General features: G+C 69.7%; 12 protein-coding genes. 8 read left to right on the plus strand and 4 right to left on the minus strand.

Going from position 1 to position 11,858, the window contains the following annotated elements:
- Positions 1–218 precede the first annotated feature (218 nt).
- Positions 219–983 carry a zinc-dependent metalloprotease gene (locus tag ACX9TP_RS44045; RefSeq protein ID WP_482976696.1) on the plus strand — a complete coding sequence of 255 codons (765 nt, stop codon included), beginning with the start codon at positions 219–221 and terminating at the stop codon, positions 981–983.
- Between the two features lie 184 nt (positions 984–1,167).
- Here the strand turns inward: ACX9TP_RS44045 and ACX9TP_RS44050 are convergent, their stop codons facing one another.
- On the minus strand, positions 1,168–1,977 hold the full coding sequence (locus tag ACX9TP_RS44050) for an MmyB family transcriptional regulator (RefSeq protein ID WP_482976697.1): 810 nt from the start codon (positions 1,975–1,977) through the stop codon (positions 1,168–1,170).
- A gap of 119 nt (positions 1,978–2,096) precedes the next feature.
- Between ACX9TP_RS44050 and ACX9TP_RS44055 the strand changes: the two genes are divergently transcribed.
- Positions 2,097–2,483: a hypothetical protein gene (locus ACX9TP_RS44055; RefSeq protein WP_482976698.1), complete on the plus strand. Its 387-nt coding sequence runs from the start codon at positions 2,097–2,099 to the stop codon at positions 2,481–2,483.
- A gap of 312 nt (positions 2,484–2,795) precedes the next feature.
- Here the strand turns inward: ACX9TP_RS44055 and ACX9TP_RS44060 are convergent, their stop codons facing one another.
- A complete protein-coding gene (locus tag ACX9TP_RS44060; protein ID WP_482976699.1) occupies positions 2,796–3,569 on the minus strand; it encodes a zinc-dependent metalloprotease in 774 nt (257 codons plus the stop codon).
- 108 nt (positions 3,570–3,677) lie between these two features.
- Between ACX9TP_RS44060 and ACX9TP_RS44065 the strand changes: the two genes are divergently transcribed.
- The 6 genes from ACX9TP_RS44065 to ACX9TP_RS44090 all read left to right on the plus strand — a co-directional run bounded on the left by ACX9TP_RS44065 (position 3,678) and on the right by ACX9TP_RS44090 (position 8,692).
- Entirely contained in the window at positions 3,678–4,040 is a 363-nt protein-coding gene (locus ACX9TP_RS44065) for a nuclear transport factor 2 family protein (RefSeq protein ID WP_482976700.1), read from the plus strand.
- A gap of 192 nt (positions 4,041–4,232) precedes the next feature.
- Positions 4,233–4,691: a DUF3060 domain-containing protein gene (locus ACX9TP_RS44070; protein ID WP_482976701.1), complete on the plus strand. Its 459-nt coding sequence runs from the start codon at positions 4,233–4,235 to the stop codon at positions 4,689–4,691.
- Positions 4,692–4,885: 194 nt separating this feature from the next.
- A complete protein-coding gene (locus ACX9TP_RS44075) occupies positions 4,886–6,325 on the plus strand; it encodes a serine/threonine protein kinase (RefSeq protein WP_482976702.1) in 1,440 nt (479 codons plus the stop codon).
- Positions 6,326–6,660: 335 nt separating this feature from the next.
- Positions 6,661–7,179 (plus strand): hypothetical protein, encoded by a 519-nt coding sequence (locus ACX9TP_RS44080; RefSeq protein ID WP_482976703.1) that lies wholly within the window; start codon positions 6,661–6,663, stop codon positions 7,177–7,179.
- Positions 7,180–7,185: 6 nt separating this feature from the next.
- Entirely contained in the window at positions 7,186–7,857 is a 672-nt protein-coding gene (locus ACX9TP_RS44085; protein ID WP_482976704.1) for a hypothetical protein, read from the plus strand.
- Positions 7,858–8,077: 220 nt separating this feature from the next.
- Positions 8,078–8,692, plus strand: coding sequence for a PH domain-containing protein (locus ACX9TP_RS44090; RefSeq protein WP_482976705.1), 615 nt, complete (start codon positions 8,078–8,080; stop codon positions 8,690–8,692).
- A 62-nt stretch (positions 8,693–8,754) separates the two neighbouring features.
- Here the strand turns inward: ACX9TP_RS44090 and ACX9TP_RS44095 are convergent, their stop codons facing one another.
- Positions 8,755–9,912, minus strand: a complete 1,158-nt coding sequence (locus ACX9TP_RS44095) for a 50S ribosomal protein L11 methyltransferase (RefSeq protein WP_482982323.1) — start codon at positions 9,910–9,912, stop codon at positions 8,755–8,757.
- A 75-nt stretch (positions 9,913–9,987) separates the two neighbouring features.
- A complete protein-coding gene (locus tag ACX9TP_RS44100) occupies positions 9,988–11,802 on the minus strand; it encodes a hypothetical protein (RefSeq protein WP_482976706.1) in 1,815 nt (604 codons plus the stop codon).
- Positions 11,803–11,858: the final 56 nt, after the last annotated feature.

An 11,858-nucleotide genomic window follows, 5' to 3' on the forward strand; every position in this document is an offset into this window, starting at 1 on the left:
CGCCGCCAGGGCAACGCCTTATGCCCCCCGGTGTCATCTTCCTTTACGCTCACGTCCCTGTAGCCTGGAGCATTGATCTTCCAGGTAATCCCGTGAATACGAGCTATTAACATCTGTCAGTCCTAGTGGCCCGACAGTTGCTCCATGCCAGGGAACGCTGACCGCGGCGGATGGAAAGGTCCGGCGGCTGCGTAATCCCCGAAGCAGAGGAGACGGAAATGCTCAAGAAGGCGGCAGTCCTCGTGGTGAGCTGTGGCGCGCTGATGGCCGGTTGCGGTGCCGACGTGGAGAGCCAGAACCAGGAGATCGTCTCCAACCTGGTCAAGGCCGGCTTCCCGTCCGACGACATCAAGGTCGTCGAAGACGCGGTGTACGTGGGCAGCGACGCGCACGTGACGCTCGAGGCGTCCCGCGAGATGCTCCAGAGCACGGGCAGCGAGGAGCAGTACCGCACCACCAACCTCGTCGGCACCGCCGTGACGCGCATCTGCATCAACCCCACCTCCGCGTTCAACAGCTACACCCGCCTGAGCCAGGGTCTCGACCTGGCCATTGCCAACTACAACGCCCTGGGCCTGCGCATCACCTTCCAGCGTGGGGGCTCGGGCTGCACCGCGAGCATCACCGCGCAGACCATGTCCGGCACCGGTGGCTCCGCGGGGTTCCCCTCGGGCGGCCGTCCCTATGGGACCATCAACATCGGCACGGGCCTGAACAGCTACAGCGTTGACGTGAACGAGCACGTCATCACCCACGAGCTCGGCCACGCCATCGGTTTCCGCCACTCGGACTACTACAACCGGTCCATCAGCTGCGGTGGCGCCGCCACCAATGAGGGCACGGCCGGCGTGGGCGCCATCCTCATCAACGGTACGCCGTCCGATGCCTGGGTGGGCGGCTCCGTCATGAACAGCTGCTTCCGCTCGACCGAGACCGGCGAGTGGACCAGCACGGACATCACCGCGCTGAACTACCTCTACTAAGAGATGGCGTGCCTGCCCCCTCGTCCGTTCGTGATTCCGTGGGGGCAGGTGCTCCTCGCAGGCACCGCATTCCTGGGCATTCTGGCCTGTGGGGATGAGGATTCGGCTCGGTGGCCTTGTGCTGCTACGCGTTCACCGTCTCCGGCCCAGGCTTCGCACCTGCGTGAGGGAGCCCCGGCACGGCTCAGCGCGGGTGAAACTGCTCGATGGTGATTTCCTCGGCCAGCGCGTGGAGGGGTGCTCCGAAGGTGGTGACCGTGGTGAACCAGTGCGTGGTGACGCCGTCGACGGTGAAGGTCAACGGCACCAGCACGGACCCCGAGCCGCCAGGCATCGGTGGGAGGTGGCTCGCGTCGGGGAAGGCGAGCACGCGCGCCAGCACCCGCGCGGACTCGGAGTGGGGGCCGCGCAGCCGGGCGTTCTCCCGCAGCCGGTGGAGCAGGAAGCCCGCCACCTCCTGCCAGTTCCCGATGGCCGAGCGCACCCGTCCGGGCGCGAAGACCAGGTCCATCAGGTTGAGGCGCCCGAGCGCGTCTCGCCCCTCGCCCATCAGCGTGAGCGCGCCGACGTTCGCGTCGAGCACCGTCGAGGCCGCGTCGAGCACCAGGGCGGGGTGCGGGTCGTGCGCCTTGAGAATCATCTCCGCCGCCTGACGGAGCTCCTTCAGCGCGTCGCTGTTCCAGCCGCCTTCGCCGAACCGTGGCGCATGGCCGGCCGCCACGAGCAGGACGTTGCGCTCTCGCAATCCGAGCATCAGCGCGTCAGCCAGACGCAGCACCATGTCCTGGCTGGGCGCCGTCCGGCCCGACTCGATGAAGGCCAGGTGGCGAGGCGACACCTCGGCGTCGAGCGCCAGGCTGAGCTGGCTCTTGCCACGCAACGCACGCCAGTCCTTCAACAGCGAGCCCAGCTCGCTGCCGCCGCCCGCTGAGACCTGCTTTCGCGCCGTGACGCGCCTGGCGCTCATCGCCCCCTTGTCATCGACGTTACGCACGGCAGACCCTCCTCGCGGTTACCGGATGATGAACGATGCCGCACTTCCCTCCGAGGTCATTGCGGGGTGCGCCGCATCCCTGGAGTCTTCGGGCACACCCTCACACCGGAAGTGCCCTCATGGATGACCGCCTCGTCTACCGCTTCGATGCCTTTGCCGCCATCTTCATGGGCGCCGTGTTGCTGGCCTGGGCCACGCCCCTCACCACGCTCGCCGGCTGGCCGCTGCCCCCGGCCTTCCTGTTCGGCCTGGGACTGTTCCTGGTGCCCTGGGCCGGCTTCAACGCGTGGGTGTCCGCCCAGCCGGCAGTCCCCTTGCGCGCCGCGTGGGTGCACCTCGCAGTGGATGCCTCGTGGGTGCTCGGCAGCGGAGCCCTGCTCGTCGCGTACGCACCGCGGATGTCGGGCGTTGGCGTCGCGATCGTCGTGGGGCAGTCAATCTCCGTGCTCGGAGTCTTCACGCTCAAGCTCATGGGAGCCGCTCGCCCCCGGTTCGCGCGCGGGTGACCCGGGGGTGCTCTGCCGGCTCCGCGCGCCGTCACTCCATCATGGAGCCCGTCACCGCGATGCAGGTGTGAATGTGCGTCGATGAGCCCTGGCAGGAGATGGAATCGGGCGAAGGTGCCGAGCCGGGCGAGGCACCTGTCTTCGAAGCCCGCCCCCTGTGTCAGGGAGCCGTTACGCCAGGGCCGGGGCGCCGTGCTCCTCCAGCTCCTGCGCCAGCCGCTCGAAGGCGGGAACGAAGGCCGCCTCCAGGTGGGCCTTCAGGGCCAAGAAGGCGCCCAGCTCGCCGGAGCTCGGGGGTGCCCCCCTCCACGCTCAGCAGCCGTAGAGGGCGGTCAACGCGATGATGTCCGTGCTGGTGAACTCGCCGGTCTCGTTCACCCTCGGGCAGGCGTTCATGATGGACCCTGCCGCCGTGGACGTCGTCGGCGTGCCGGGAATGTGGATGGCCCCCACGCCAGCGCTGCCTTCGTTGCCGCCGGTGCCGCAGCTGATGGACCGGTTGTAGTAGTCCGAGTGGCGCAGGCCGAACGCGTGACCCAGCTGGTGGGTGACCATGTACTCGCTCATGTCCACGGGGTAGGAGCTCAGCCCGGTGCCGATGCTGACGCTGGAGCCGGGAAGGCCACCCGCCGGGAGCCCCGACGTGCCATCGACGCCGGACATGGTCAGCACGCTGATGTTCGCGCTGCAGCCGGTGGCCGGTCCCCGCACCATGGTGAAGCAGAGCCCCAGGGCATTGTAATTGGCGATGGCCAAATCAAGCCCCTGGCTGAGCCGGGTGTAGCTGTTGAACGTGGAGGTGGGATTGAGGCAGATCCTCGTCAAGCTCTTGCTGACGACATTGCTCGTCCGGTAGTGCTCCGCGCTGCCTTCGCCGGGCTGGAGCAGCTCGCGGGACGCCTCGATGCCCACCTGCGCGTCGCCCCCCACGTACACGGTGCCGTCGACGACCTGGATGGTGTCGGCCGGAAACCCGGCCTCGACCAGGTTGGAGATGATTTCCTCATTCTCCATTCGAGGGTCGGTATCGCAGCCGGTCAGCAACACGCCACAGCTCACCACGAGCACTGCTGCTCTCTGGAACATTTCCGTCTCCCTCGGGTCGTAAAGCCAAGCTTCACCTGGGAGACTCTAGCGAAGCGGTTGCCCCCTCACAGCCAATTCCCTAACGTGCGCGCATCAGGAGGATGCCCCATGGAGCACAAGCGATTCTTCGACGAGATGTTCGCGCACGTGGATGCGCTCGATGCCCGGGGCTTCGCGTCGTTCTTCACGGAAGGAGGCGTCTTCCGCTTCGGGAACAACGAGCCTGTCTCGGGCCGGGGCCGCATCGAGGACTTCATCGGCGGGTTCTTCTCGGCCATCGGCGGCATCAGCCACCAGTTCCAGAACTGCTGGACGCTCGAGGACCGCGCCTTCGCCAACGGGCTGGTCACCTACGTGCGCAAGGACGGCAGCAAGCTCACGGTGCCCTGGGCCACCATCTCCCGCTTCGAGGGCGGCAAGCTGGCCGAGTACAACGCGTACGTCGACGCCTCGAAGCTCTTCAACCCATAGGCCCGCGGAGGTCCTGGGCACTCGTGGCCCCACCCTCGATGCGCTGGAGCGCGGCCTCAGGCTGACTGGCCCCTCGCCCACCGGTCGGTTGACCAGGGCGGGTGAATACATGCGGTGGGACCTGGATGTTCCGTCCGGGGTGGAGCGCGACATGCCTCGCCCATACGCGGTCCTGAACCTGAGGAGACACCCATGCCGAAGAACGGACGTTCGCTGGTGCTGTCGGGATTGGTGGCGTGCCTGCTGGGAAGCCCGCTGGTAGCGGGGGCCCAGGGCAGCAACAAGGCGGGCAAGGACGGCGGCACGGCGGCCCAGGACGCGGCGGCGAAGGCCATGGCCCCCCAGCTGGGCGCGGATGCGTCATCGGTCCAGACGAACGCGGAAGGCCGGCTGCAGGTCAGCGGCGCCATGCGCAAGGAGGCCGTCAGCTGCAATGCCGGGCAGGGCGTGGACATCGCCGGCACCAGCCATGACTTCCAGCTGTCGGGCGAGTGCGGCGACGTGCTGGTGTCCGGCAACAACAACAAGGTGAAGGTGGACACCGCCAAGGCCATCACCGTCATGGGCGTGGGCAACAAGGTGACGTGGAAGCGGGGCGAGCCGAAGCAGGAGACGCGCGGCACGAACAACTCGCTCACCCGCGAGAAGTAGCCCCCGGGGCGCGGCTCCTGGCGCTGACACCCGACGAACCATGAAGCCCGACACCTTTTCACCTGCGGCTGTCCGGGCTCCTCTCGTCAGTCCGGTGTGGAGGGCCGTCGTCCACCTGCTGGATGGCGTTGGAGTTCACCTACCTCGCGAGTAGTCTCCTCGTGCGCGGTGCGGACCGCCACACGAGGGACCTCATGGCGTCTGACGACTTCAATCCGGCGAGCCCTCTCCTCGAGATGCGACTCGGCCCGTGGCGTCTGCTGGAGCAGCGCGGCCAGGGCACCTACGGCCTCGTCTACCGCGCCGAGCTCGCCGAGTCGCAGTCCGCCTACCCCGTGGCCCTCAAGCTGGCCCTGCACGCTGAGGATGCGCGCTTCGCGCGCGAGGCCGAGCTGCTCTCCCGCATCCATCACCCCGCCATCCCCCGCCTGATTGACCAGGGCCACTGGCAGCCCCGGGAGGGCGTGTCCTATCCCTGGCTCGTCATGGAATGGGTCGAGGGCGCACCGCTTTATGACTGGGCCCAGGCCCAGCGCCCGTCTTCGCGGCAGGTGCTTGGGCTGCTGGCCCGGCTGGCCCGCGCCCTGGACGCCACCCACGCCGCCGGAGGCCTCCACCGCGATGTGAAGGGTGACAATGTCCGCGTCCGGCCCGCGGACGGGCAGCCCTTCCTCCTGGACTTCGGCTCCGGACACTACGTGGGGGCCGCCACGCTGACCTCGCAGCTCTTTCCTCCCGGCACCACGCCCTACCGCTCGCCGGAGGCGTGGCGCTTCGTCTTCGGCTCCCGCGAGCTCCCGGCGGTCGCATATCCCCCGGGGCCCGCGGATGACCTCTTCGCCCTGGGTGTCACGGCCTATCGACTCATTACAGAGAAGTACCCGCCGTCAGCGCACCCGCGGCATGAGGATGACTGGCTCTGGCGCCCCAAGGAAATGGAGCGCTGGACGGCGCGAGTCTGCAACCCCCGCTGCCTCCCGGAGCTGAGCGCGCTGGTGTCCCGGATGCTCTCGCCTCACCCCGAGGTACGAGGCAGCGCGCGGGAGGTGGCGGAAGCGCTGGAGCAGGCGGCGCGCTGCGCGGGAAGCGAGGCGGATGAGCCCCTCTTCACCGGAGGAGAGCGGCGGCCCGCGAGCCTCTTCCCCGGCCTCCAGCGCGTCACGGTGCAGCCCCGTCCTCGCATGCAGCGGTGGCCCTGGTTCGCGGCCGCCGGCCTCGGAGGCGCGCTGGCGCTGAGCGCCGGGGGGCTGCTGAGCGTGAGTCGCACCGAGGAGCCCGCGACGTCCCACCTCGCGGAGCAGGAAGAGTCACCGGATGCCGGCACCGTGGCCGTCGGGGACTCCGCGCTGACGGCGCCGGTGGCGCCCGAGCGAGCCCCCTCCGTGTGGTCACCCATCGCGGAAGACCTGCCACCCAAACCCATACCAGGACAGCGGCGCCCGGACGTCACCGGCCGCTGTCCCGGCAAGGTGCAGGTCGCAATCAATGGCGGATGTTGGAGGAAGCTGCCCGTGGACGTGAAGGACTGTGATGATTGGGAGGGGTTTGAGTACAAGGGCGCGTGCTACCTCCCCGCCATGACTCCGAAACGCCCTGCCACCTCGGGCCCAGCGACTCGAGACGACAGTCCATAGCCCCCCCGCGGAGACCGCGGTTCGCGCACTCCCGAGGCTTCGAGGAGAGGGGAGCCCGGCGGGTCGTCGTGTGAGAGGGTTCAGCCGCTGCACCTCCGCTTCTGCACGGCCGGAGTGAGATTCTGAGAGGAGGAATGCAACTCCTGCACGAAGAGGCAGGCGCTGCATCGACGCGGACCGCCAGTTGAGCAAGGTTTGCTCCTGGCCGGCCGTCCCCTCGGGAAGCGTCGCCTCCGCGCGTTGGCATCACGGTTGCTCAAGGAGTCCTCACGCATGTCTCCCCGGACCGCATGACGCGGCTTTACACCGGAGACCTGTGCCCCGAGGAACTCCCCATGAAGAACACCCACGGATTCATCTCGAAGTCGGTCGTCGCCCTCGCCCTGCTGGGCGCCCTGCCCGCCGCCGCTGGCAATGCGACCTACCCGGGCGCGCTGTGCACCCCCATCAGCATCTCGGGCTCCGGCACGCCGACCATCTACCGCAGCGGCCGCCTCCTCAACCAGTCCACCAGCGCGCTCGAGGTCGTCTGCCCGATTCAGCGCAACGTCATCTTCCCGGCCCTGACGGAGGACATGACTGTCACCGTGAACGTGGTGGATGGCAACGGAAGCGACGACATCTGCTGCGTCGCCACCGTGGCCCAGGCCGATGGCACGCCCATCACGGACGACAGCGACTGCACCGGCGGCGGCATCTTCGATGTCCCCATGACGGACAACCTCTCCATCAACCTGCCCTCGGTCTTCGCCGGCACGAATGGCTACGTGAGCGTGCGCTGCCGCGTCCCCGGGACGTCCTCCAGCGGCACCCCGCTCGCCTCCATCATCTCCAGCATCCTGGTCTCGGAGTAACCGCCGATGCGACAGGTCCGCTGGGGTGTCCTGGGTCTGGCCGTGGTCATCATGACCGCCGCCATCGTGTGGAGCATGGGGGGGGCTGAGCTGGAGGCGTCCATACCGCCCCCGGGACCTCACGGGGACCGGGCCCCAGCGGAGCTGGCGCAGGAGCTGAAGTCCCTGCGCGCGGAGCTGGCGTCGCTGCGCCAGGAGCAGGCCCGCCGGTCGCAAGGGGTGGACGTCGCACGGGCCGCCCCTCCGCCGTCGCCGGAAGCGGGCCCGGCTCCCACCGAGCCGGGCGCACGGCCCGACGCGGCGGCACAGGCCTCGGCGGAACAGGCCCACCAGGAGCGGCTGGCCGAGCTGGACGCCGAGCTGGAGGCGGCGGCCGCGACGGAGCCTCGCGACCCGCAGTGGGCGGGACGCACCGAGGCGCAGCTGGGTGAGGCCTTCCGCGCCCCGGAGCTCACCGGCTCCCGCCTGGCCCGGGTGGACTGCCGCTCGCGGCTGTGCGTGCTGGAGGTGGAGCACGACGGGCCCGAGGCCCGCATGGAGCTGCTGGGCTCACTGCGGCTTGCGTCCGGGCTGAGAGGACAGGCGGTGTTGCGTCCCTCCGGGGACGGCAGCCGCCTCGCCTCTCGCGTCTACCTGTCCCGCGAGGGAGCGCGCCTGCCGCTGACGCTGCGCCGGTGAGCGCCCTGCTCCGTGCCGCTCAGGCGAAACCCCACCGCTTCGCGCTCTCCTCCCGTGCGCGAAGTCAGTGGCGTGTCGGAGGTTGCGGCCATGGGGTCGGGAGCCCTGGCCCCTTTCGTCGTTCCGAAGGCCCGTTTAAGAAGGGTCTGCCTCGCCTATCGTGGGGTGGGCGTCACGCCCACATCACAACAACCGGGTCTACACCCTCTGGGAGAACGACATGTTTGGGAAGCTCGCCGCGGATGCCCTCGGACTCAGTGACATCGGCACGGTCATCGCTCCGGCGGACTACGACAAGGTGGACTCCGACGACTACGTGATGCACGAGGACCAGGAGAAGATCTTCTTCCTCATCAAGTCCAAGTCCGACGAGTACTGCTTCACCAACAAGGCGCTCATCCACCTGGATGGCACCAGCGCCGCCAGCAAGAAGCGCATGCTGCGCCGCTACAGCTACGGCTCCCATCCCATCTCCAACGTGATGCTGGAGACGGCCGGCAACATGGACATGGACGTGGAGATCAAGTTCCACCTCGGCAACAAGGACTTCTCCATCGACGTGCACAAGAAGCAGCTCGAGCAGGTGAAGGACCTCTACAAGGCGCTGTTCCGCATCTCCGAGCTGGTTCGTGAGAATGAAATCCTGCTCGGCCACGCCAAGGCCAGCGTCGAGGTCGCGTCTTCCACCCTCGGTCGCGGTTCGGCGGGCGCCACGCCCACCGTGGAGGCCTTCAAGGAGCTCAACCAGGCCGCCTTCGCCTGGCTCACCGGCGCGCAGCAGAAGTACCACGTGAAGGACTTCGGCGCCGTGTTCGAGCGCTACATCAAGGCCTGAGCAAGCACCTCCCGCGCGGGCCCCATACGGCCCGCGCCGGAGGGCGCGGCGTGCCGCGGTGCCTACGGAGTCCCGGGCACCAGTCCGTAGAGCGTGGTGACCTCCCGCGAGCGCGCCGCGTGCAGCGGGTCCGCCGCGTCCTTCGCCTTGGAGTGCCGCGCCGGGGTGGACTTGCGCCACGCCACCGTCAGGCCGCAGCGCGCGAACTGCTCCTCCAGCCACCCGGGTGGACGCAGGCCCAGCAGCACCGCGAGGTCCGACAGAATCAGCAGTCCCTCGCCGCCCGGAGTGAGCGCGGCGGGAAGCCCCTCGAGGAAGCGCCGCAGGAACTGGCTGTCCTCGTCGAACACCGCGCGGTCCACGCGATTCTTGGGCGGCTCGGGAATCCACGGCGGGTTGCAGACGACGAGGTCCGCCTTCCCCTCGGGGAACAGGTCCGCCTCCGCCACCTGGAAGCGCTGCGAGAGGCCGAGCCGCTCCGCGTTCTCCCGTGCGCACGCCACCGCGCGGGAGTCGCAGTCCGTGGCCTGCGCGGACACCGCGCCACGCTGCAGGAGGAGGAAGGAGAGCACGCCGGTGCCGGTGCCCACGTCGAACACGCGCTTGCCCTTCACGTCCTTCACGGCCGCCAGCAGCTCCACGTAGTCGGTGCGCGTGGGCAGGTAGACGCCGTAGTGCGGATGGAGCAGGCCCTTGAGGCCGGGGACGGCCAGGCCCTTGCGCCGCCACTCCGCGGCCCCGAGCATGCCGAACAGCTGCTTGAGCGGGACGACGGTGAAGACCTCCGTGGGCTCGCCCCACACCTGCCGGCACGCCAGGGAGACGTCCGGCGCGCGCGCGAGCTCCAGGCGGTAGCTCCGGTCCAGCGCGACGACGATGCGCGACAGCGTGGCGTGCTCCAGCTGCCGCGCCCGGCGCTCGGCCCGGAAGGCCTCCAGCGGCGAGCGGGCCTGCGAGGGCCGCTCGAGCCGCCGGCCCAGCGCGCCGAGGAGCTGCTTCGCGTTGTGGAAGTCGCCGGTGTAGCGCAGGAACTCGCCCCGGCGGACGCGCTTGAGCGCGGTGTCGGCGCTGAGCCGGTCATCCACGGGCGACAGGCGCGTGGGCGCGGGCTCGTCACTCTCCGAGTGCCAGGTGAACGCGGCGCCAGGAGGAAACTCGAAGGGCGCGGCGGCGGGCTTCGGCCCCTCCTGGGCGGCGGCGGGTCGGCGGGGGCGGTGCATGGGCCTGGGGTAGCACGTCCGCGCGCCATCGTCGCGCACGCGGAAGGGGCAGACTCCAGGGCCCCCGGTGGCCGCCTACCACCCCGCCATGCCGGGCCGGCTCGGGTACGGGTAGCAGCAGGCCGGATAGGGGTTCTCGGACAGCTCGGGGACGCCCTCCGTGTACGCGAGGCTGACGGTCTCCCAGCTCCGCACGTCCCCCTCGGTGGGCCCCACACCGTCGTCACCAAAGGGCAGGCGGACGAGCGCGCCGCCCGGAAACGTGGGCTCGTGCTTCAACCCCAGGCCCACCCGCTGCTCGGCGAGCGCCCCCGGCGGGAGCTGCACGCGCACCTCCACGTGCACGGTGCCCAGGTCATTCGAGGGCTCCGAGACACGCGCCTCCCAGCCCCACATCTCCGGACTGAGCGCCGTGTTGAAGGTCCCCGCGCACGTCCCCTTCCCCTGGACCTGCGGCGTCACCGTCGCCACCGTTCCTCCGGAGGGGATGCTGTAGCTGAAGCGGATGCGCCGGTCCTCCGGCCCGGGCGACGCGGGGCTCGCCGTGCAGCCCCGCCCCTGGAGCGTGGTGAGCCGTCCATCATCCAGCCACAGTGTCACCGTGCCGCCCTCGATACCCGCGGCCGCGCCATTGCCCGCGAGCTTCAGCGACGCGTACAGCGTGCCCGTGTCCTTCGAGTGCACGAGCGACACCTGGGTGGGCGCATGCACCGGGTTGCCTTGGTCCACCACCAGGAAGCGCGTGGCGTTCTTCAGGTCCGAGCCTCGCACCACGCCATCCACCACCGGCTCCGCGAACACGGCCCAGTCCCCCGCCCAGGCCTGTCCCACCGACTGCGCGGGGACATAGGCGGTATTCGGCGTGGCGCGCACCACCGTCCAGCCGCCGTAGGTGCCTCCGCCCGTCCACTCCACCGGGCCGCTGCCCACGCGGATGGGCGACGTGTCCGGGGTGCGTCCGGAGAAGTCATGCTCCTCCACCACGCGGCCCCAGCCCCCGCGCACCACCACCCGGTCCACGCGCGCGGTGTCCAGGCCCGCGCTGCCGCTGCCATCCTTGGCGTACTCGAAGCGCACCTTCTTCGTGCCCACGCCCACGTTCAGCCGGATGTGGTGGGCCTGGTTGCGCCCGGACGACGACCACACCGGCACGCCCGGCGTCGGAGCGACCGCGTCGTAGATGTAGACGTTGAGCCTGTCCCCCGCCTCCGAGTCCACGAAGGCGTCGAACTCCAGCGCGCCCTTCCAGGGCGGACAGGTGGGGTTGCACAGGATGGGGCTCCACGTGACGGTGCGCTCCATGAACGACGTGGTGCCGTGCCGCCCCGCCTGCACCACCGGCCGCGCGGCGCTCTGCTGCACCCCCGGAGTGCTCGGCCGCCAACCGCCGCCGAAGCCCGCCGCCGCCCAGCCCACGGGCACGGTGGTCGTCAGCGCGTCGAAGCGGTGGATTTCGAAGCGGCCCTTGCCCCCCGAGGAGAACGCCGCCACGTCGTCCACCCAGGCGGTGTCCGTGCCCTCGGTGCCGGCCGCGTCCTTCTGGTAGGCGAAGCGCACCACCACGTTGCCGCTGGCGGCCACGTTGAGCCGCTGGCGGCCCCGGCGGTTCAGCCCGGACAGCGACCACACCGGGTTGACCAGGTCATTCACATACACGCGCAGGAAGTCCTTCCCCGCCTCGGAGTCCACGAAGTAGTCGAACTCGAGGGCGTTGGTGCCCACGGGGAAGACGATGGTGCGCTCCAGCCAGGACGTCTGCCCATGCTGGTTGACCATGGCGACCGGTCGCTCCACGCGGCGGTCGATGACCGGCATCCGCGTCGCGGCGGAGGCCTGGAGGGAGAGGAGCATCGACAGGGCCAGGGCCCACCACGGCAGGACGGTTCGCATGGGATTGGGGACAGCGCGGGAGTGCGAGACGGAGAGCGGAGAGCAGCGCGGGCGCG

The sequence above is a fragment of the Pyxidicoccus sp. M15 genome (genome assembly GCF_056858435.1).